21 protein-coding genes are annotated in these 18658 nt (G+C 73.0%); 13 read left to right on the top strand and 8 right to left on the bottom strand.

Annotated elements, in window-relative coordinates; genetic code table 11:
* Positions 1-73: 73 nt before the first annotated feature.
* Complete coding sequence (locus tag FJQ57_RS03110) at positions 74-1372, bottom strand: AAA family ATPase (protein WP_139977757.1); 1299 nt, start codon at positions 1370-1372, stop codon at positions 74-76.
* 376 nt (positions 1373-1748) lie between these two features.
* On the opposite strand from FJQ57_RS03110, the gene FJQ57_RS03115 reads away from it, so the two are divergent.
* Complete coding sequence (locus tag FJQ57_RS03115) at positions 1749-3158, top strand: M15 family metallopeptidase (RefSeq protein ID WP_139977758.1); 1410 nt, start codon at positions 1749-1751, stop codon at positions 3156-3158.
* Between the two features lie 119 nt (positions 3159-3277).
* Complete coding sequence (locus tag FJQ57_RS03120) at positions 3278-4417, top strand: glycerophosphodiester phosphodiesterase (protein WP_139977759.1); 1140 nt, start codon at positions 3278-3280, stop codon at positions 4415-4417.
* A gap of 18 nt (positions 4418-4435) precedes the next feature.
* Here the strand turns inward: FJQ57_RS03120 and FJQ57_RS03125 are convergent, their stop codons facing one another.
* Positions 4436-5212 (bottom strand): hypothetical protein, encoded by a 777-nt coding sequence (locus FJQ57_RS03125; protein WP_139977760.1) that lies wholly within the window; start codon positions 5210-5212, stop codon positions 4436-4438.
* Positions 5213-5258: 46 nt separating this feature from the next.
* Positions 5259-5672, bottom strand: coding sequence for an HIT family protein (locus FJQ57_RS03130; RefSeq protein ID WP_139977761.1), 414 nt, complete (start codon positions 5670-5672; stop codon positions 5259-5261).
* A gap of 120 nt (positions 5673-5792) precedes the next feature.
* On the opposite strand from FJQ57_RS03130, the gene FJQ57_RS03135 reads away from it, so the two are divergent.
* The 3 genes from FJQ57_RS03135 to FJQ57_RS03145 all read left to right on the top strand — a co-directional run bounded on the left by FJQ57_RS03135 (position 5793) and on the right by FJQ57_RS03145 (position 8390).
* Positions 5793-6560, top strand: coding sequence for an SDR family NAD(P)-dependent oxidoreductase (locus FJQ57_RS03135; RefSeq protein WP_139977762.1), 768 nt, complete (start codon positions 5793-5795; stop codon positions 6558-6560).
* 142 nt (positions 6561-6702) lie between these two features.
* Positions 6703-7740 carry a DUF3048 domain-containing protein gene (locus tag FJQ57_RS03140; protein ID WP_139977763.1) on the top strand — a complete coding sequence of 346 codons (1038 nt, stop codon included), beginning with the start codon at positions 6703-6705 and terminating at the stop codon, positions 7738-7740.
* 14 nt (positions 7741-7754) lie between these two features.
* Positions 7755-8390, top strand: a complete 636-nt coding sequence (locus tag FJQ57_RS03145) for a class I SAM-dependent methyltransferase (protein WP_139977764.1) — start codon at positions 7755-7757, stop codon at positions 8388-8390.
* Here FJQ57_RS03145 and FJQ57_RS03150 read toward each other — a convergent pair.
* Positions 8387-9094: a TetR/AcrR family transcriptional regulator gene (locus FJQ57_RS03150; RefSeq protein WP_246081558.1), complete on the bottom strand. Its 708-nt coding sequence runs from the start codon at positions 9092-9094 to the stop codon at positions 8387-8389. The two genes, FJQ57_RS03145 and FJQ57_RS03150, sit on opposite strands and share 4 nt — an antisense overlap.
* Positions 9095-9341: 247 nt before the next feature.
* Here FJQ57_RS03150 and FJQ57_RS03155 point away from each other — a divergent pair, with 247 nt between their 5' ends.
* From FJQ57_RS03155 to FJQ57_RS03170, 4 genes are all read left to right on the top strand, one after another.
* On the top strand, positions 9342-9872 hold the full coding sequence (locus tag FJQ57_RS03155) for a hypothetical protein (protein ID WP_139977766.1): 531 nt from the start codon (positions 9342-9344) through the stop codon (positions 9870-9872).
* 128 nt (positions 9873-10000) lie between these two features.
* Positions 10001-10555 (top strand): YqgE/AlgH family protein, encoded by a 555-nt coding sequence (locus FJQ57_RS03160; protein ID WP_170219250.1) that lies wholly within the window; start codon positions 10001-10003, stop codon positions 10553-10555.
* Positions 10556-10580: 25 nt separating this feature from the next.
* Entirely contained in the window at positions 10581-10856 is a 276-nt protein-coding gene (locus tag FJQ57_RS03165) for a DUF3039 domain-containing protein (RefSeq protein ID WP_139977767.1), read from the top strand.
* Between the two features lie 113 nt (positions 10857-10969).
* Positions 10970-12658 (top strand): DEAD/DEAH box helicase, encoded by a 1689-nt coding sequence (locus FJQ57_RS03170; protein ID WP_246081671.1) that lies wholly within the window; start codon positions 10970-10972, stop codon positions 12656-12658.
* A gap of 21 nt (positions 12659-12679) precedes the next feature.
* On the opposite strand, the gene FJQ57_RS03175 is transcribed toward FJQ57_RS03170, so the two are convergent.
* Positions 12680-13162 carry a winged helix-turn-helix transcriptional regulator gene (locus FJQ57_RS03175; RefSeq protein WP_139977769.1) on the bottom strand — a complete coding sequence of 161 codons (483 nt, stop codon included), beginning with the start codon at positions 13160-13162 and terminating at the stop codon, positions 12680-12682.
* A gap of 54 nt (positions 13163-13216) precedes the next feature.
* Between FJQ57_RS03175 and FJQ57_RS03180 the strand changes: the two genes are divergently transcribed.
* Positions 13217-13687, top strand: a complete 471-nt coding sequence (locus FJQ57_RS03180; RefSeq protein WP_139977770.1) for a PaaI family thioesterase — start codon at positions 13217-13219, stop codon at positions 13685-13687.
* A gap of 55 nt (positions 13688-13742) precedes the next feature.
* Entirely contained in the window at positions 13743-14654 is a 912-nt protein-coding gene (locus FJQ57_RS03185) for an NAD-dependent epimerase/dehydratase family protein (RefSeq protein ID WP_139977771.1), read from the top strand.
* Between the two features lie 25 nt (positions 14655-14679).
* On the opposite strand, the gene FJQ57_RS03190 is transcribed toward FJQ57_RS03185, so the two are convergent.
* Together FJQ57_RS03190 and FJQ57_RS03195 are read right to left on the bottom strand one after the other, a co-directional pair.
* Positions 14680-15393: a M50 family metallopeptidase gene (locus tag FJQ57_RS03190; RefSeq protein WP_139977772.1), complete on the bottom strand. Its 714-nt coding sequence runs from the start codon at positions 15391-15393 to the stop codon at positions 14680-14682.
* Positions 15390-15848 (bottom strand): Lrp/AsnC family transcriptional regulator, encoded by a 459-nt coding sequence (locus FJQ57_RS03195; protein WP_139977773.1) that lies wholly within the window; start codon positions 15846-15848, stop codon positions 15390-15392. The genes FJQ57_RS03190 and FJQ57_RS03195 overlap by 4 nt, the downstream gene beginning before the upstream one ends.
* A gap of 82 nt (positions 15849-15930) precedes the next feature.
* Here FJQ57_RS03195 and hppD point away from each other — a divergent pair, with 82 nt between their 5' ends.
* A complete protein-coding gene (gene hppD, locus FJQ57_RS03200; RefSeq protein WP_139977774.1) occupies positions 15931-17124 on the top strand; it encodes a 4-hydroxyphenylpyruvate dioxygenase in 1194 nt (397 codons plus the stop codon).
* Positions 17125-17348: 224 nt separating this feature from the next.
* Entirely contained in the window at positions 17349-17747 is a 399-nt protein-coding gene (locus tag FJQ57_RS03205; RefSeq protein ID WP_139977775.1) for a PPOX class F420-dependent oxidoreductase, read from the top strand.
* Positions 17748-17831: 84 nt separating this feature from the next.
* Here the strand turns inward: FJQ57_RS03205 and FJQ57_RS03210 are convergent, their stop codons facing one another.
* Positions 17832-18482, bottom strand: coding sequence for a slipin family protein (locus FJQ57_RS03210; RefSeq protein ID WP_139977776.1), 651 nt, complete (start codon positions 18480-18482; stop codon positions 17832-17834).
* Positions 18483-18658 lie beyond the last annotated feature (176 nt).

Genomic DNA, 18658 nt, shown 5'->3' on the forward strand with positions numbered 1-18658 from the left:
ACGTGGTCGTGCTCACCAGGGACCCGAAGCAATTCGACTAGGACGGACGTGTCGAGTAGTTCTACTCGACGCCTCATGACGCGAAGATGTCAGCGATCGATCGGACTGGCTTATTGGGTTCGGGGCGCAACTTCCCGCGTGTGAGCGCCTGACCCACCCCGGCCCCGCTCACGAGTTCTACGTAACGAGGATGGTCCACGAGACGTCGCAACTGGCTTCGGCCCGAATTGTCCCGCTCACAAATCACCACGCCCCTATGATCGGCGGGCTCCATCGCGTCGAGGAGAGCCGGGCTGTGGGTAGTCGCGAGCAACGTCACATCGTGGGTGCTGGCTTCATTTCGGAGGAGTTCCAGCACTTGGGCGCCCTGACTCGGAAACAATCCGTTCTCAATTTCTTCGATCACCAGAGTGGTCCGTGCGGGTGGGCCAAGCGGGGTGCTCTGTGGCTGACGAAGGAACAAGAGTGTGGCGACGATCGACAGGTAGCGAAGTGTCCCGTCGCTCATAAGTCGAGCCGGAACCGTGAAGGACTTACCCCCCGCCACTTCATCGAGTGCAAGCATTACGTCGACCAGCCGATCATCTGGCAGCCGGCCTTCGGAGAAGGTCAACTGCTCCACCTGAGTTTCGATCAACCCACTGACAAGCCCGAGGAGACGCTGCCAGGCTTCGTCGTCGTTGCGAAGCTCATAGGCCATCGCCGAGAGGGAGCGACCAGTGCGATCCGGGACAGTGCCGATGCGCACGTAATCCCGCATCAGCGATGGGGCGGGGTCCAGCAGAAAAGCCCCCTTCAGGGCCCCGAGTGCTTCGAGGCAGCACTGGACCACGAGTTTCCGCGCCTGGGTGTCCTGCGGGACCTTGGTTGTCGCCTGTGCGGTTGCTAGTCGAGATGAGAGAAAGTGGTATGTACGTGGGGCTCCTGCGCTGTAGACGCGAGCGTCGGAAATTCCTGAACCTCGGGCCTGTCGCGACGAATCGATCAGCACGGCAGTGCCGCCACTGTTGCGGGTGAGCACGAGTTTCTCGGAGACGATCTCGGAGGTTGTTGGGTCAAGAGTGATCTTGAGATCGAGCTTCTGGCCCGCTTCCGAGCTAGTTGTGCAGCCAACGGAAATCATCCCTTCTCCGAAGGGTGCAGCGCCCGCCAGCCCTCCTCTCAGGCCCGCTACCTCCTGATCCCCGCGTTCGAGGTCGTTCACGTCGCGCTCGTCGGCCAACAGTGCGAGCAGAGAAAGCGCGTCTAACACGTTCGACTTGCCGCTGCCATTGCGCCCGACCAGCAAAGTGACCGGGCGCAGGGAGATCTGCTGACGGTAATGGCTCTTGAACGCTTCGAGCGAGATGCTCCTGAGTTCCGCTGCAGACATGCCCCGAGTCTGTCACTCTCGCCATCATTGGCGCTGGATGCAGTCCGGAAGCAGGCGACTCGGTCGGCCCCGAGGCAGCATGAGATCTCGTGAGGCCCGCCGCGGGTGGGCCTGAGGCCTCGACGCGATCGTTCGGGTGACCAGTATTGGAGAGGCCCCGGGCGGGTGCTGATTCCGGTATCTCGGGAGACGCAACCCCGGAGGCCCGTCGCGGGTACTGGCTTTGACCCGCGCTTCGGCGGATTCGCGAGCATCCCGCCCGCAGCACCTCCTTACCGAAGAGGAACGCCGCCACTCGGTGGCGGTGGTCCTCGCCGTTCGGCGTGTCGCCCGTGCAGGTGGGCCGGATCCACAGGTACGCCGGGGAGCATGCGGCATGCTCGCGCGCGCCCTCGCCGTCCCCGGCCTCCTGCTCGGATTCTCGCTCGGCCTCTTGCTCGCCCTCCTCGTGCCGGTCGCGGCGCCCGCCTCGGCGGCCGCGCCGACCCTCGTCCTCACCGCCCCCGCGGGGTACGCCGACCAGCCGGCGCCCACCAGCCTGCTCCTCACCGGCGCCGACGGGGCTCCGGTCGGGGGTGTGAGCGTGGCGGTCGAGCGGCAGGTGGGCGGGGCGTGGCGTGCGGTGGCGACGGTCGTGACCGACGCGGCCGGGCGGGCCTCGGCGTCGGTGGTGCGCGCGCGGGTCCCGGCCGACAACGTCGTGCGGGCGACGTGGGCGGGCGACCCGGCCACCGGGCAGCCCCCGGTCGTCGCCACCACGACGCTCGGGCTGGTCGCGAAGCGCGGCGTCGTCACGCTCACCGGCCCGCGCAGCGTGCGCGACGAGCGGTCGGTGCGGCTGGTCGTGCGCTCGACCGCGGCCGACGGCACGCCGGTCAGCGGCGTGGTGCGGGTGGAGCGGTGGGCGCGGGGCCAGGGGTGGCGCCGGCACACGGCCGTGCGCACCGACGGGCGGGGGCGCGCCACGCTGTCGGTCCGGCCGCGCGTCGACACCCGGTGGCGGGTCGTCACCACGCCGGCGGCCTGGGTCACCGGCGCCCGCAGCGCCGTGCTCCGCATCGACAACCGGCCGCCCGGCACACCCGTGCGGCTGCCGAAGGGCGCCCCGGCGCCGCGGGTGGAGGTCCCGCCGCAGCCGCGCGCGACCATGAAGGGCGCCGACCCGCGGATCACGACCATCCCCGACGGCGTGTGGGCCGACATGGTCGGCCGCAGCTGGCACGCCGGCTGCCCGGTCGGTCGCGAGGGGCTGCGGCTGCTGCGCATCAACTACTGGGGCTACGACGGCTACCGCTACCGCGGCGAGGTCGTCGGCGCCGCGAGCGCGATCGGGTCGATGTCACGGGCGCTGACGGCGATGTACCAGCGGCGGTTCCCGATCCGGTCGATGTACCGCGTCGACCGGTTCGGCTGGTCGAGCCGGGTCAACGGCGCCGACGACCACCGCTCGATGGCCGCCGGCAACACCTCGGCCTTCAACTGCCGCTGGGTCGTCAACAAGCCCGGCGTGACCTCGCCGCACTCGTGGGGCCGCGCGCTCGACGTCAACACGTGGGAGAACCCCTACCGGTCCGCCACCGGGCTCGTCCCCAACGACTGGTGGCAGCCGCGCACGCACCCGCGGGTCGCCTGGCGCTCCCGCAGCCACCCGGTCGTGCAGCTGTTCCTGCGCGCCGGGTTCCGCTGGACCTACGGCAGCGGCGACAGCCAGCACTTCGACGCCGCCGGCGGGCACGGGCGGGTGCGGGCACCGTCTCCGCGGGTGTGCGGGGGCATCTGCCACTGAACCGGTGGCCGTGGCCGGGGCTTCGAGGCCCGCTGCTCGCACCTCAGCCACCGGTGACGTTCACCCGGACGCCACGGCGGCGCCACCACCCGGCCACCGCGGACCGGTGAGGTCTGAGCATGACCTCTCGGACCCTGCGGGTCGGGCGCCTGGTCGCGCCCGCCGCCGCCCTCGCCTCGTTCGCCCTCCTCGCCCCGACCGCGCCCGCCACGGCCGCTCCGAAGCCCGAGCCGCAGGACACCCGGCCGGTCTCGCAGCTGGCCGAGCCGCTCGTCTTCGGCCACCGCGGGGCGTCGGGCTACCGCCCGGAGCACACGCTGGCGGCGTACGAGCTGGCGATCCGGATGGGCGCCGACTACATCGAGCCCGACCTCGTGCCGACCAAGGACGGCGTGCTCGTCGCCCGCCACGAGAACGAGATCGGGGGCACCACCGACGTCGCCGCCCACCCCGAGTTCGCCTCGCGGCGCACCACCAAGACCATCGACGGCGTCGCCGTCACGGGCTGGTTCACCGAGGACTTCACCCTCGCCGAGCTCAAGACCCTGCGCGCCAAGGAGCGGCTGCCGCTCGTGCGGCCGGGCAACACCCGCTACGACGGCCGCTTCGAGGTGCCGACGTTCGCCGAGGTGCTGCAGCTGGTGAAGACGTGGGAGAAGAAGCTCAGGCGCGACATCGGCGTCGCCCCCGAGACCAAGCACCCGACGTACTTCGACTCCATCGGCCTCTCCCTCGAGGAGCCGCTGCTGCGCACGCTGAAGGCCGCCGGCAAGGACAAGAAGAACAGCGACGTCGTCATCCAGTCCTTCGAGGTCACCAACCTCAAGGAGCTCGACGACGACACCGACGTGCCGCTGGTCCAGCTGACCGGCGCCACCGGCGGCCCGTTCGACCTCAAGGGCGAGGGCACGACCTACGCCCAGATCGTCTCGGCCGAGGGGCTCCAGGCCGTGCGACGGTACGCCGACTGGGTCGGCCCGGAGAAGAGCCAGGTGCTCCCGCGCAACGCCGCCGGGGCCACCTCGACCCCGTCGAGCCTGGTCCGCGACGCCCACCGCACCGGCCTGCGGGTCGTGGTCTACACGGTGCGCGACGAGAACCAGTTCCTGCCGACCGACTACCGCCGCGGGACCGACCCCAACGCCAAGGGCGACGTGCTCGGCGAGGCGACGGCCTACCTCGATGCCGGCGTCGACGGCATCTTCGGCGACTTCCCCGACTCGATCGTCGACGCCCGCGACGCCTGGGTGCAGCGCTAGGACACGGCCAGGGAGCGTCTAGCGGCGCACGGTGCGGCCGTCGGGCCGCGTCTCCAGCTCGTGCCAGCTGCTCACCGGGAGCCAGGCGATGCCGGGGACGTCGGCCGCTGCGACCAGGTCGCGCTTGACGAGCGAGGCGAGCAGGGCGAGCCGGAGGTGGAGGATCCACTCCTCCTCCGGCGAGCCCGGCTCGAACCGCTCACCCAGCCGGGCCCGGGCGCCCGAGCGGAGGAAGACCAGCATGGCCAGCAGGGCCACCCCGTGGGCCACGGCCGTGACGAGGGCGAGGGTGCGGATCGCGTCGTAGCCGACGGAGGGGCCCGAGCCGAGGGCGACGAGGGTCACGCCGGACGCGATCCCGTTGACCACGACGAGGACCAGCGACACCGCGTCCCGGCGCCGCTCGTCCCAGGCGGCCCACAGGGCGGCCGGTGCGGCGATGAGCCCGCAGACCGAGAAGAAGCCGAGCAGCTCGCTGGACCACGCGCTCCACCAGGTGCCGGTGGCGTCGAGCACCACGACGACGGCGACCACGACCGGGCCGAGCACCAGCGAGAGCGGGAGCACGACCAGGGGGAGGAAGGGGACACCGAGCAGGAAGGTCCACCTCGACCGCCGGGGTGTCATCAGCGCCATCTCCTCCGCGCTCGGTCGCGGCTGCAGCATGACCTGCTGCTCCAGCGCGCCCCAGTCGAGCGGGGTGGGGAGGTCGGTGGTGCGGCCCCACCGCTTGAGGACGTCGGTCTGCTCGGCCCAGGACCGGGTCAGGTCCTCGGCGGCGGTGCTCGTGGCCATGACGGCCGTGATCACCGCGACCCGGGTCTGCCAAACGGCGGCCGGGTCAGGCCAGGGCCTCGCGCAGCCGGGCGGCGTACGTCGCGGCCTCGCCGTCGTCGTACCGGGTGCGGGGCCAGAAGAAGCCGCGCAGGCCGTCGCCCTTGGTGCGCGGGACGACGTGCAGGTGCAGGTGGGGCACCGACTGGCTGACGGTGTTGTTCATCGCCACGAACGACCCCTGCGCCCCGAGCGCGTCCTTGACGGCGACCGCGATCCGCTGCGCCGCCGCCAGGAACCCGTCGCGCAGCTCGGCAGGCAGGTCGGGCAGCGTCTCGTGGTGCTCGCGCGGCACGAGCAGCACGTGGCCCTTGAACACCGGGCGCACGTCGAGGAAGGCCAGGAACGGCGGCTCGTCGAGCACCACGTGGGCCTCGGCGTCGCCGGCCACGATCGAGCAGAAGACGCAAGCACGGGCCACGGGCACGACCCTAGGCCGTGCCGGGACGGGCGCCCGACCAGCAGACCCCCGCCGGGCCCTGTCCCCGGCGGCCTCTACCGTGGGCGCGCAGCCAGACCACCCACACACGAGGAGCAGCACATGGGTCGCTACGACGGGCGCGTCGCCGTCATCACCGGGGCAGCGCGGGGCATCGGCTTCGGCATCGCCACCCGCCTGGCCGAGGAGGGCGCCTCGGTCGCCGTCGTCGACCTCGACGAGTCCGCCGCCTCCGAGGCGGCCGGCCGCCTGCCGCTGGCCGACGGTGCGAAGGCCGTCGGCATCGGCGCCGACATCAGCGACGGTGCGGCCGTCGACGCGGCCATCGCCCGGGTCGTCGAGGAGCTCGGCGGCATCCACGTGCTGGTCAACAACGCCGGCATCACCCGCGACAACCTGCTGTTCAAGATGACCGAGGACGACTGGGACCTCGTCATGGGCGTGCACCTCAAGGGGGCCTTCCTCATGACCAAGGCCGCCCAGAAGCACTTCGTGGAGCAGAAGTACGGCAAGATCCTCAACCTCTCCAGCGTCTCCGCGTTGGGCAACCGCGGCCAGGCCAACTACTCCGCGGCCAAGATGGGCGTGCAGGGCTTCACCCGCACCCTCGGCATCGAGCTCGGCCCCTTCGGCGTCAACGCCAACGCCATCGCCCCCGGCTTCATCGCCACCGAGATGACCGACGCCACCGCCGCGCGGCTGAAGATGGACGTCGAGGAGTTCCGCAAGCTCAACGCCGAGGCCAACCCCGTGCGCCGCGTGGGCTTCCCCGAGGACATCGCCGCCGCCGCGGCGTTCCTGTGCAGCGACGAGGCGTCCTACATCACCGGCCAGACGCTGTACGTCGACGGCGGGGCCAAGCTCGGCTGACCCCTACGGGGGCGCACGACGCGGCCGACACACCCCGCGCGCCTGCGGTGCGCGGGGTGTGTCGCGGCGCACACTGGGCACGCGCCATGGTCCACCACTGCGGTAGACATTGATGCCCACCCCGACCGGGAGGTCCAACGCCGTGCCCTCTCCGCACCGCCGCCCCCACGTCCTCGTCCCCGCGCTGGTCCTCGCCTCGGCCGTGGCCGCGCTCGCCCTGGCCGGGTGCTCGTCCGGCTCCGCTGCCTCCGGTGGCGGGGAGCAGGGCGCCGAGGGCGGCGCGGGCGCAGCCCCGGCCACGGCTCCCGTCGACACCTGGCCGCTCACCGGCCTGCCGGTGCGGCGCGGGTCGTCGAGCACCGACCACCCGGTGCTGGTGACCAAGATCGACAACACCGGCGCGAGCGCGCCCCAGCGTGGACTCGGGTCGGCCGACCTCGTCGTCGAGGAGCTGGTCGAGGGCGGCGCCACCCGGCTCGCGGTGTTCTTCTACTCCCAGGTCCCGGGCGAGGTCGGTCCGGTGCGCTCCATGCGAGCCTCCGACATCGGCATCGTCCCGCCCGCCGACGCCACCGTCGTCACCAGCGGCGCCGCCGCGGTGACCGTCGACCGCATCAAGGACGCCGGGATCCCGTGGGTCACCGAGGGCTCGGCCGGGTTCTCCCGCGACGCGGCCCGCAGCGCGCCGTACAACCTCTTCGCCGACCTGCGCGCGGTCGCCCGCGCCGCTCGGCAGCCGGCGCAGCGGCCCGCCGACTACCTGCCGTTCGGCGACGCCGCCGACCTGCCCGGCGGGCGCCCGGCCACCTCGCTGACCGCCCGCTTCTCCGGCGGGCACGCCACGTCCTGGGCCTACCGCGAGGGCCGTTGGTCCGTGGTCGACGGGTACGCCGCCGAGGGCGACGCGTTCGCCGCCGACTCCGTGCTGGTGCTGCGGGTGCCCGTGGGCGACGCGGGCTACCTCGACCCGGCGGGCAACCCCGTGCCCGAGACCCAGCTCGACGGCACCGGCGAGGCCATGCTCCTCCACGAGGGTCGGGTGGTCCGGGGCACGTGGAGCAAGGACTCCCTCGAGGCGCCCCTGCGCCTGGCCACCAGGGCCGGTGACCTGCGGGTGCCCGCGGGCCGCACCTGGGTGGAGCTGGTCCCCGCCGCGGGTGGCGACGTCACGGTGTCCTAGCCGAGGCTGGGGCCATGTCGCACGAGCGCACCCCCGGCCGGACCACGCTCGACTCCGACGAGCAGATCGCGGCCGACCACGCCGCGTCGACCCAGGGCACGCAGGTGGGCCCCACGGCCGAGGGCCTGCGGCGCCTGGTCGACCTCGTCGGCCCCGACCCCAGCGTGCTCGAGCTCGGGTCCGGGCCCGGGCCCGGGTGGGACGCCGACCACCTCGAGGCGCTCGGGGCGCGGGTGCGGCGCACGGACGGTGCGCAGGCCTCCTGCGACCCGCAGGCCGCGCGCGGCCGGCGCGCCGAGCTGCTCGACGCGGTCGTCGACCCGTTCACCGACGACCGGTGGCCGTCGTACGACGCCGTGGTGGCGCTGTGCCTGCTGCTGCACGTGGAGCGCGACCTCACCGCCGGGCTGCTCTCGCGCGCGGCCGACGCGCTGCGGCCGGACGGGGTCTTCCTCGCGTCCCTGCGGGAGGGGGAGGGGGAGGGGGAAACCTGGGAGCACGGCGCGAGCGGCAACGCCTACCACGTGACCTCCTGGCCCCGGCCCGACCTCGACGACGCCCTCCGCACCGCCGGTCTCGAGCCGCGCTGGCACGCGCGCAGCGTGCACGGCGACGAGCGGTGGCTGACGGTCCTCGCGGTGCGCGCCTAGGACGGGTCGGGCTCCTCGCCGGACGTCGTGAAGGCGTTGGGCAGCTCGACGTCCTGCTCGACGAGCGCCTGCAGGCCCGAGAGCATGAACCCGATCGCGGCCTCGACCCGCCGCGCCTCCAGCGCGGGGTCGTCGGCGGTGGTGACGCTCTCGCCGGCGGTGGACAGGGCGCCGAAGAAGATCCGCGCGAAGGTGTGCTTCATCGCCTCGTCGAGCTCCCAGGTGCCGGCGTCGAGCACGGAGTCGACGATCTCCAGCACGTTGGCGAAGGTCGAGCGCTCCTCCTGCTCGCGGAACCGTTCGTAGCCGAGCACCGACGGCCCGTCCTGGATGACGATGCGGCGGTAGCGCGGCTCGCGGACCACCTCGAGGAACGCGCGCAGGCCGTCGAGGCCCTTCTCCCACGGGTCCTTGCGGCCGCGCAGTGCCTGCTGGATGGTCTTGGCCGCGTCGGCCTCGACCCGCTCGAAGACGGCCTCGAAGAGCGCCTGCTTGCCCGAGAAGTGGTGGTAGAGCGCGCCCTTGGTCACCTCGGCACCGGCGACGACGAGGTCGAGCGAGGTGCTGCTGTAGCCGTGCTCGGTGAACAGCTGCTCGGCGACGTCGACCAGCGCGCGCTTGGTCGAGGCGGAGTACGACGCCCGCCGGCCCGCTCCGGGCACGCCCGGGACCTTCGGCACGAGCTTGGAGACGGACTTGGGCACCACGTCAGCCTATGACCCTGCCCACACCCCGCTGCGGGGCCCTGTGGCGGCCGCCACGGCGCCGACGGCGTCGTGGCGCGGGATGGCCGAGAAGCCCGTGGTTGAGCGGGATTCGTGCGTGACGCGGCCCACGCGGGATGAGGCTGGAATCACCACAGGGGTGGTGGGGAATGGGTCCCGGGAGGGGGCATACTCGAAGTACGTACTCGCGGTATGTGAGTACGCCCCACGAACCTAGGAGCTCCCAATGACCTGGAAGACCTTCCACTCTCGGGGTGACATCCTGCGCTCGGTCGTCGCCACCGCGAACACCCGGCGCGACGGCCTGCTGCCCACCGACGTCGACGGCGTCCGCGAGACCTTCGCCGACGACCTCGACCTGCTGGCCACCCTCCAGCTCAAGTGGCACACCCGGCTCGCCGGCCACATCGAGCGCCAGCTCGTGGCCCAGCCGCTCGACCTCCCGCTGGCCGTGGCCACCGCCTGGTGCGAGGCCCGCGAGGAGCTGCCCGGCGTCCGGCTCGTCCTCGACCACTACCGCGCCGAGCCCGTCGACGACGCCATGGCCCGCGCCATGACCATCGCCACCCGCAAGGAGCGGGCCCTGCTCGCCGTCATGGCCGGCCAGGCCAGCGTCGGCCGCGAGGCCGAGGCCGCCGCCGTGGGCGCCCGCATCGAGGAGCGGGCGCGCGCGATGCGCGAGCTCGCCGTCGTGACGGAGGCGCCGGCGCCCGCGCCGAGCTTCCTCGAGCGGCTCCGCTCGGTGCTGGCGGCCTGAGGCTCCCCCGCAGCACCCCCGCAGCACCCCCGCAGCACCCCCACCGACCAGCGGCGGGGCGCCGTCCTCCCACGGCGCCCCGCCGCTCGCACGTACGAGCACCACGTCCGGGAAGGCATGATGGGACCGTGAGCGAGGTCCGACCCGGGATGCTGCTCGTGGCGACGCCCGAGCTGCTCGACCCCAACTTCGCCGAGACGGTGGTGCTCGTCCTCGACACCACCGAGGGCGCCCTGGGGGTCGTGCTCAACCGGCCGACCGGGCTGCCGGTCTCGGAGGTCCTCGGCCCGTGGGCCGAGGTCGTGGCCGAGCCCGATGTGCTCTTCCAGGGCGGCCCGGTCGAGACCAACGGGGCGCTGGCCGTGGCCCTGCGGGGGGACGACGACGAGGACGCCCCGGGCCTGCGCGCCGTCGTCGACCGGTTGGCGCTGGTCGACCTCGACGCGCCCGTCGAGCTCCTCGCGGCCGACCTCCTCGGGCTGCGCATCTTCGCCGGGTACGCCGGCTGGGGCGCCGGCCAGCTCGACCGCGAGATCGAGGAGGGCAGCTGGTACGTCCTGCCCGGAGAGGCCTCCGACGTCTTCCGCGCGGACACCAGCACGCTGTGGCGCGACGTGCTGCGGCGTCAGCCCGGCGACCTCGCCTGGCACGCCACCCGGCCCGCCGACCCCGGGATGAACTAGTCGCTCGGGCGTCTACAGTGGTGGGGTGACTCCTCCCTTCGGCTTCGGCACGTCGACCGACACCGACACCAAGGTCCGCGAGGACGAGCGCACCGTCCCGACCGACGAGGGCGACCACGAGCGGTTCAGCCACTACGTCCCGAAGGACAAGCTGACCGAGGCCATGGTCCTGGGCACCCCGGTGATCGCCCTGTGCGGCAAGGTCTGGGTCCCCAGCCGCGCCCCGGAGAAGTTCCCGGTGTGCCCCGAGTGCAAGGAAGCTTGGGAGAGCCTCCAGGACGACGGCGGCTCCGCCGAGTGAGTGGGGGCACCGACCCCGCCGACCCGCACCTGACCTCCGGACTCGGTCCGGCCTGGCCGGAGCGCGCGGCCTGGGGCACGGCACCGTCGCTGCGCGCCTGGCAGACGGCGGCGATGAAGGACTACCTCGAGCGCCAGCCCCGCGACTTCCTCGCGGTGGCGACGCCGGGGGCCGGCAAGACGACGTTCGCGCTGTCGGTGGCGGCCGAGCTCATCGGGCGCCGGGTCGTCGACCGCATCATCGTCGTCGCGCCCACCGAGCACCTCAAGCTGCAGTGGGCCGAGGCGGCGGCCCGGGCGGGCATCCCCATCGACCCGACGTACTCCGCGGGCAAGGGCAAGATCTCCAGCGACTTCATCGGCGTCGCGGTGACCTACGCCGGGGTCGCGGTCAACCCGCTCGCCCTGCGCATCCGCACCGAGCGGTTCAAGACCCTCGTGATCCTCGACGAGGTCCACCACGCCGGCGACGCGCTGTCGTGGGGCGAGGGGGTGCGCGAGGCCTTCGAACCGGCCGCGCGGCGCCTGGCGCTCACGGGCACGCCGTTCCGCAGCGACGTCAACCCGATCCCGTTCGTCACCTACGCCCCCGGCTCCGACGGCGTCCCGCGCTCGGTGGCCGACTACACCTACGGCTACGGCCACGCGCTGGCCGACCACGTCGTGCGCCCGGTGCTCTTCCTCGCCTACTCCGGGTCGATGTCGTGGCGCACCCGTGCCGGCGACGAGGTGGCGGCCAGCCTCGGCGAGCCGCTGACCAAGGACCTGACCAACCAGGCGCTGCGCACCGCCCTCGACCCGGCGGGCTCCTGGATCCCGACGGTGCTCGCGGCCGCCGACAAGCGCCTCGGTGAGGTACGGCGCCACGTGCCCGACGCGGGCGGGCTCGTCATCGCCACCGACCAGACCTCCGCGCGGGCCTACGCCAAGACGCTGCGCGCGATCACCGGCGAGGCGCCGACCGTGGTGCTCTCGGACGAGAAGGCCTCCTCGAAGAAGATCAGCGCGTTCACCGCCAGCGACGACCGGTGGATGGTCGCGGTCCGGATGGTCTCCGAGGGCGTCGACGTACCGCGCCTGGCCGTCGGCGTCTACGCCACCACGACCTCGACCCCGCTGTTCTTCGCCCAGGCCGTCGGCCGCTTCGTGCGCGCCCGCAACCGCGGCGAGACCGCCTCGATCTTCCTGCCCTCGGTGCCGCTGCTGCTCGGCCACGCCTCGGCCCTGGAGGTCGAGCGCGACCACGTGCTCGGGCGGCGCGTCATCGACGAGTCCGACCCCTTCGCCGCCGAGGACGACCTGCTCGCCCAGGCCCAGGCCGGCGAGGCCGCCTCGGCCGACCTCGAGGCGGTGCCGTTCGAGGCCCTCGGGTCGGAGGCGACGTTCGACCACGCGCTGTACGAGGGCAACCAGTACGGCTCGGAGGAGGAGATGGACTTCCTGGGCATCCCCGGCCTGCTGGAGCCCGCGCAGATGAAGGAGCTGCTCCAGCAGCGCCAGGCCGCCAACGCCCAGGCCCAGAAGACCCGTGCCGACGGGCTCAAGCGGGCGCGGGAGGCCGCGCGGGGGGCCGGGGCCGACAGCGTCGAGCAGGTCTCGACGCACGAGCAGCTCGCCGTGCTCCGCCGCGAGCTCAACGGGCTCGTGGCCGCCTGGCACCACCGCACCGGCCAGCCCCACGGCGTCACCCACGCCGCGCTCCGCAAGGAGTGCGGCGGTCCCGCGGCCGCGGTGGCCAACGCCGACCAGCTCCGCGCCCGCATCGAGGCCGTGCGCGACTGGGCCGTCCGCCGCTCCTCCTGACCGCCGTCCTCTCGACCGGGGTCAGCGCGGGAGGGCGCCCGGCCCCGGACGGGGCACGACGTCGCGCGGGCGCTCGACGCGGTGGCCCGCCTCGCACTCGAGGACCGCGTGCACCTCGGCGCCGCAGCCGCGGTGGGCCAGCTCGACCGGCGGGCCGGCCGGGTCGGCGTACCAGCGGGCGCCCCAGTCGGCGAGGGCCGCGAGGACGGGGTAGAGCTCGAAGCCCTTGTCGGTCAGCCGGTACTCGTGGCGCTCGCGGGCGGCGCCGTCGCGGTAGGGGACGCGGCGCAGCACGTCGTGCTCGACGAGCAGGGCGAGCCGGTTGCTCAGCACCTGGCGCGGCAGGCCCGAGTGGCGCTGCATGTCGGCGAAGCGGCGCACGCCGTTGACGACCTCGCGCAGCACCACGACCGCGTGCCGCTCGCCGAGCACCGCCATTGCGCGAGCGACCTGGCAGTTGTCGGTGGACCAGCCGAGGGCCGGGGATGCATCGGACGTGACCATCGTCCCAGTCTAGGTCTTGTTGACAGACCCAGCCAGGGATCGGATGCTGGGTCCATGACGCAGACCCAGTCCTCGGGCCGCCCCGCGGTCGACCCGACCACCCTGACCGGCCTCGAGCAACTGCAGGCGATCGGCCGCGGCGACCTGCCGCCGGCCCCGATCGCCGCGACGATCGGCCTGGAGGAGTTCGGTGGCCGGGAGGGCGCCTGGCACGTCGAGCTGGTGCCGCAGCGGGCGCACTACAACCCGCTGGGCACCGTGCACGGGGGCGTCATCTCGACCCTGCTCGACACCGCGGCCGGCTGCTCGGTGCACTCCACGCTCGCCGTGGGGGAGGGCTACACCTCGCTCGACCTGACGGTGAAGTTCCTGCGCGCGGTCACCGTCGAGTCGGGCCGGCTGCGGGCCGAGGGGCGGGTCATCCACCGCGGTCGGCGCACGGCGCTGGCCGAGGCCGTGCTCCTCGACGCGTCCGGCCGGCAGGTCGCGCACGCCACGTCGAGCTGCATGGTCTTCCCGGCCTGACCGCCCACCCCGCGGGGCGTGCGGTCCTCCGGTCGGCCCTGGTTGCCTGGAGGGCATGCGCATCTTCTTCACCGGCGGCAGCGGCAAGGCCGGTCACCACGTGGCCCCCTTCCTGGCCGCCCAGGGCCACCAGGTCACCAACGCCGACCTCACCCCGCTCGGCCACCCCGACGTCACCGACCTGCGGGTCGACCTCACCGACGCCGGCCAGACGTACTCGGCGCTCGCCGGGGTGCCGACCCAGGCCGACTTCGACGACCCCGACCTCGACCTGACCCGCGGCTCGGCGTACGACGCGGTCGTGCACTTCGCCGCGGTGCCCGCGCCGATGCTGAGCGCCGACAGCGCGACGTACGCGACCAACGTGCTCAGCACCTACCACGTGCTCGAGGCCGCGACCCGGCTCGGCGTCCGCAAGGTCGTCTTCGCCTCCTCCGAGACGACCTACGGGGTCTGCTTCGGCCAGGGCGAGCGCAAGCCCCTCTACGTGCCCGTCGACGAGGAGCACCCGGTGGTGCCGGAGGACTCCTACGCCATGTCGAAGGTCGCGAGCGAGGTGACCGCGCGGTCCTTCCACGCCCGCACCGGCGCCGACGTCTACGGCCTGCGCATCAACAACGTGATCGAGCCGCACGAGTACGCCGAGAAGTTCCCCGCCTTCCTGGCCGACCCCGCGCTGCGTCGGCGCAACCTGTTCGCCTACATCGACACCCGCGACCTCGGCCAGCTCGTGCTGCGGTGCCTGGAGACCGACGGGTTGGGCTTCGAGGTGTTCAACGTGGCCAACGCCGACATGTCGGTCGCCGCCACCACCGCCGAGGTCATCGACCGCTTCTACGACGGGGTCGAGGTGCGCCGCGAGATGGGCCGCGACGAGACGTTCTACTCGATCGACAAGGCCCGGCGGGTGCTCGGCTACGAGCCCGAGCACTCCTGGCGGGACGTGCTCGACGACCCGGGCCGCTAGGAGACGACGGGCCGACGGCTGCGCCTCAGCCGACCCGCGCCAGCAGGTCGGGTGCGAGCAGGGCCGCGCCGACGGTCAGGCCGGTGAGGTTGGCCGCCAGCATCACCAGGCACCACGCGACCGCGGGCACCCTCGTCAGCCGGGCCAGCTGGTCGGGGTCGGACCCCCGACGCCCGTGCCGGCCGGCGGCCAGCAGCTCCAGCAACGGGCGCGGCGCGGCGAGGAGCAGCAGCCAGGCCACGAGGTACGCCGCCAGCGACTGCACCGCCGGGTCGGCGTACCAGGTGAGCAGGCCGACGGCGGCCCCGAAGGCCAGCAACGTGACGGCGCCGTAGGCGTTGCGGACCCACACCAGCAGCGCGAGCAGGAGGACCACGGCCAGCCAGAGCAGGGCCACGGCCCGGCCCTCGGCGAGGAGCAGGGCCGCGGTGACGCCGACGACGGCGGGGGCGAGGTAGCCGGCGGCGAGCATCGCGACCATGCCGGGCCCGGCCGGGCGCCCCTTCGACACCGTGAGCCCGGAGGTGTCGCGGTGCAGCCGGATGCCCTGGAGCCGCCGTCCGACGAGCACGGCGACGACGGCGTGGCCGGCCTCGTGGACGACGGTGACGCCGAGCCGCACCCAGCGCCAGGTCTCGGGCAGTGCGACGAGGGCCAGGGCGACCAGTCCGGCGACGAGCACCAGGCCGGGGTCGGGGAGGGGTTGGGTGGCGGTGATCCGTTCCCAGACCGTCCTCACGTCGTCGACTCCACCAGCGGGAGCACGCGGTAGGGCACCTGCTCGGCCAGCGCCATCACCGTCGAGGCGCGCTGCACGCCCTGGACCGCCACGACCCGGTCGATCACGCGCTGCAGGTCGGCGTTGGAGCGCGAGACCACCCGGCACCACAGGTCGCCGGCGCCGGTGATGGTGTGCGCCTCGAGCACCTCCGGCACGGACGCGAGGTGAGCCGCGACGGTCTCGTGACCCGAGGACTGGCTGATCTCGAGCGTCAGGAACGCCGTCACCGGGAACCCCAGCGCCGCCGTCGACAGCTCCGGACCCCACCCGGTCACCACGCCCGTGGCGACCAACCGGTCGAGCCGCGCCTGCACGGTGCCCCGGGCCACGCCGAGCCGCCGCGAGGCCTCGAGGACCCCGACGCGCGGCTCGGCGGCGTACAGGGTGATCAGGTTGCGGTCCAGCTCGTCCATCCTGCCCTCCCCGGCTGGACAACCTGTCCAGCGCGTCGCGACACTGTTGCACACCTTGTCGCCTGACCGAGACGCTGTGGCCATGACGTTGACCCCGGACGAGCTCAAGGCAGACCTCACCCTCGACCAGCTCAAGGAACTCGTCGGCCTCGTCGAGTACGACGCCAGCCGCGACCCGTTCCCGGTCACCGCCATGGACGCGGTCTGCTTCGTGGTCGGCAACGCCACCCAGACCGCGGCGTTCTACCAGCTCGCCCTCGGCATGGAGCTCGAGGCCTACCGCGGCCCCGAGAACGGCCACCGCGAGTCGAAGTCCTACGTGCTGCGCTCCGGCAGCGCCCGGTTCGTCTTCACCGGCGGCGTCACCCCCGACAGCCCGCTGCACGAGCACCACCGCAAGCACGGCGACGGCGTCGTCGACCTGGCCCTCGAGGTGCCCGACGTCGACCGCTGCATCGAGCACGCCCGCTCCGTCGGGGCCACGATCCTGGTCAAGCCCCACGACGTCACCGACGAGCACGGCACCGTGCGCACCGCCGCGATCGCGACGTACGGCGAGACCCGGCACACCCTCGTCGACCGCTCGCGCTACTCCGGCCCCTACCTGCCCGGGTACGTCGCCCGCACGACCACCGTCGAGCGCCGCCAGGGCCACCCCAAGCGCCTCTTCCAGGCCGTCGACCACTGCGTCGGCAACGTCGAGCTCGGCCGGATGGACGAGTGGGTCGAGTTCTACAACAAGGTCATGGGCTTCACCAACATGGCCGAGTTCATCGGCGACGACATCGCCACCGACTACTCCGCGCTGATGAGCAAGGTCGTGGCCAGCGGCAACCACCGGGTGAAGTTCCCCCTCAACGAGCCCGCGATCGCGAAGAAGAAGTCGCAGATCGACGAGTACCTCGAGTTCTACGACGGCGCCGGCTGCCAGCACATCGCCCTGGCCACCAACGACATCCTGCGCAGCGTCGACATCCTGCGCGGCAACGGCATCGAGTTCCTCGACACCCCCGACTCCTACTACGACGACCCCGAGCTGCGCGCCCGGATCGGCAAGGTGCGGGTGCCGATCGAGGAGCTGAAGAAGCGCGGCATCCTCGTCGACCGCGACGAGGACGGCTACCTGCTGCAGATCTTCACCAAGCCGATGGGTGACCGGCCGACGGTGTTCTACGAGTTCATCGAGCGGCACGGCTCGCTGGGCTTCGGCAAGGGCAACTTCAAGGCGCTCTTCGAGGCCATCGAGCGGGAGCAGGAGCTGCGCGGGAACCTGTAGCGGCGGCTCCGGCGGTGGCAAAACCTCCGGTCAACCGGAGGAACTGCCACTTCTGAGCGGGATTTCCCCACCAGGAGTGGCAGTTATGGGCCGGGAGTCGGCCACCGGCGGCAGAACCTCCGGTTAAGCGGAGAAACTGCCACTTCTGCGCACTTCCTCCCGCCCATGACCACCAGTGGTGCGGGGGACGGGCCGGCGTGCCACAGAGGTCTAGCGTCGGGGGCATGGACCTCCCCGACGACCTCGCCGCCCTGCTGCGCCGGCCCAGCCCGTGCCTCGTCTCCACGACCATGCCCGACGGGCAGCCGCACCTGACCCAGACCTGGGTCGACACCGACGGCGAGCTCGTCCTAGTCAACACCGTCCGCGGCTACCAGAAGCTGCGCAACGTCGAGCGCGACCCGCGGGTCGGGCTCGCCGTGCTCGACCCCGACGACCCGTTCAGCTACTGGTCGCTCGACGGCGAGGTCGTCTCGGCGACCGAGGAGGGCGGGGCCGAGCACATCGAGGCCCTTTCCCAGCGCTACACCGGCAAGCCCTACCCGTGGTTCGGCGGCCGTGACCAGGTGCGGGTCGTGCTCGGCATCCGGGTCACCAAGGTGCGGATGCGGCCCTGGGGCTGAGGGTCTCGGGGGTGGGGTGACCTGGCGACCGGTCCGCCGTGCGGAACGGTCGCCAGCCCACCGCCACCCGCGCTCGCCCCAGCCTCAGGCCTCGGGCGCGACGATCTCGACCCGCGAACCGGGCGGGAGCGCCTCGACGAGCCGCTGCCGCGCGAGGGCGGGGTGGGCGTCGAGCAGCTTCGCGCCGTTGGCCAGCGACCGCAGCGCGGCGGTCTCGGCCCGCGCCGCCTCGAGCCGCGCCTGGCCCCGGGCCCGGGTGGCGACCAGGTCGGCGTGCGCCGCCCGCAGGTCGGCCGGCAGCACGACGTCCTTGACCTCGACCGCCCGCACGTCGACGCCGACCTGCGCGCCCGCGGTCCGCGCGGCGTCGAGCAGCGGGCCGTCGAGCTCGGCCCGCGCCCGGCGTACGACGGACTCGGCTTCGGTCTCCAGGAGCGAGGCCCGCAGCGCCAGCTGCACGGCGAGGTGGACGACGCCGACGGGGTCGTCGGCGGTCTCGCAGAAGGCCACCGCGTCACCGACCGCCCACCGGAACGCAGCGGTCACCTTGACGCTCACGCCGTCAGCGGTCGGCACCTCCTGGGGCGCGGTGGTGGCGAGCTGCTCGCGCAGCGAGACCGACACGTGGGTCGAGCGGCGAGGGACCCGGTGCCGTCCGGGCGGGAGGACGCGGGTGCGGACCCCGTCGACGTACTCGATCGAGCACGTGGTGGCGGGGACGGTCAGGTGGGACATGGCGGCCTCCTTCCGAGGCGTCGGGGTGCGGCGTGAGGTGGTGCGGGTGGGGCAGGGCGGGAGGCCGGGGCCGGGCACGAGGTCGCCGCGGGACGCCGGCCGTCGTGCTGACCGGCCGGGCCGCTGGCGACGTCCACGTGGTCGCCCGGGCCCGGCCTCCGTGGGAGGGGATCGAA

This window comes from Nocardioides litoris, assembly GCF_006346315.1.
In the GTDB taxonomy this organism is placed as follows: domain Bacteria; phylum Actinomycetota; class Actinomycetes; order Propionibacteriales; family Nocardioidaceae; genus Nocardioides; species Nocardioides litoris.

Bases quoted from the DNA above. Each gene is read 5' to 3' on its own strand.
- FJQ57_RS03210 (WP_139977776.1), bottom strand. From the start codon at position 18,482: ATGTCCCACCTGACCGTCCCCGCCACCACGTGCTCGATCGAGTACGTC.
- FJQ57_RS03180 (WP_139977770.1), top strand. From the start codon at position 13,217: ATGACGCAGACCCAGTCCTCGGGCCGCCCCGCGGTCGACCCGACCACC.
- FJQ57_RS03135 (WP_139977762.1), top strand. From the start codon at position 5,793: ATGGGTCGCTACGACGGGCGCGTCGCCGTCATCACCGGGGCAGCGCGG.
- FJQ57_RS03125 (WP_139977760.1), bottom strand. From the start codon at position 5,212: ATGGCCACGAGCACCGCCGCCGAGGACCTGACCCGGTCCTGGGCCGAG.
- FJQ57_RS03115 (WP_139977758.1), top strand. From the start codon at position 1,749: ATGCTCGCGCGCGCCCTCGCCGTCCCCGGCCTCCTGCTCGGATTCTCG.
- FJQ57_RS03120 (WP_139977759.1), top strand. From the start codon at position 3,278: ATGACCTCTCGGACCCTGCGGGTCGGGCGCCTGGTCGCGCCCGCCGCC.
- FJQ57_RS03175 (WP_139977769.1), bottom strand. From the start codon at position 13,162: ATGGTCACGTCCGATGCATCCCCGGCCCTCGGCTGGTCCACCGACAAC.
- FJQ57_RS03145 (WP_139977764.1), top strand. From the start codon at position 7,755: ATGTCGCACGAGCGCACCCCCGGCCGGACCACGCTCGACTCCGACGAG.
- FJQ57_RS03170 (WP_246081671.1), top strand. From the start codon at position 10,970: ATGAAGGACTACCTCGAGCGCCAGCCCCGCGACTTCCTCGCGGTGGCG.
- FJQ57_RS03185 (WP_139977771.1), top strand. From the start codon at position 13,743: ATGCGCATCTTCTTCACCGGCGGCAGCGGCAAGGCCGGTCACCACGTG.
- FJQ57_RS03155 (WP_139977766.1), top strand. From the start codon at position 9,342: ATGACCTGGAAGACCTTCCACTCTCGGGGTGACATCCTGCGCTCGGTC.
- FJQ57_RS03205 (WP_139977775.1), top strand. From the start codon at position 17,349: ATGGACCTCCCCGACGACCTCGCCGCCCTGCTGCGCCGGCCCAGCCCG.
- hppD (WP_139977774.1), top strand. From the start codon at position 15,931: ATGACGTTGACCCCGGACGAGCTCAAGGCAGACCTCACCCTCGACCAG.
- FJQ57_RS03110 (WP_139977757.1), bottom strand. From the start codon at position 1,372: ATGTCTGCAGCGGAACTCAGGAGCATCTCGCTCGAAGCGTTCAAGAGC.
- FJQ57_RS03195 (WP_139977773.1), bottom strand. From the start codon at position 15,848: ATGGACGAGCTGGACCGCAACCTGATCACCCTGTACGCCGCCGAGCCG.